Origin of the sequence: Microbacterium enclense (assembly GCF_004022425.1) — a bacterium.
GTDB classification, from domain to species: domain Bacteria; phylum Actinomycetota; class Actinomycetes; order Actinomycetales; family Microbacteriaceae; genus Microbacterium; species Microbacterium enclense_A.
This window is the reverse complement of the sequence record NZ_RBZY01000147.1, coordinates 1-409: the sequence shown is the minus strand read 5'-3', so window position 1 is coordinate 409 and position 409 is coordinate 1. Positions and strand designations below refer to the sequence as shown.

At 72.1% G+C, this 409-nt stretch carries 1 protein-coding gene; it reads left to right on the top strand.

The features are described 5' to 3' along the window. A partial coding sequence (locus tag D8Y23_RS16630; RefSeq protein ID WP_164878302.1) for an HNH endonuclease signature motif containing protein occupies window positions 1-329 on the top strand: 329 nt, incomplete at its 5' end. Between the last annotated feature and the right edge of the window lie 80 nt (window positions 330-409).

Below are 409 nucleotides of genomic sequence, written 5' to 3'. Positions count from 1 at the left end.
GCGCCCGCGACCGCCACTGCCGCTGGCCCGGCTGCACCGCCCCCGCCACCCGATGCGAGGTCGACCACACCCACGACTGGGCGCTCGGCGGCACCACCGAGGTCAACAACCTCGGCCACCTCTGCCAACGGCACCACACCCAGAAACAATTCACCCGCTGGAAAGTCCGACAACTCCCCGGCGGAATCCTCGAATGGACCTCCCCCACCGGACGCATCTACACCGACGAACCACTCCCGTACTCCGCGGCAGTCAGATTCCTCCCCGACGACCCCGCCTCGGCACCGCCACCACCACCCGCCGAGGAACACGAACCGACACCGTTCTGAGCGGGCCAACGGGCGCCGTGCACGCCCGCGCCGTGCACGCCCGCGCCGTGCACCCCCGCGCGTCGCACCCCCGCGCGTCG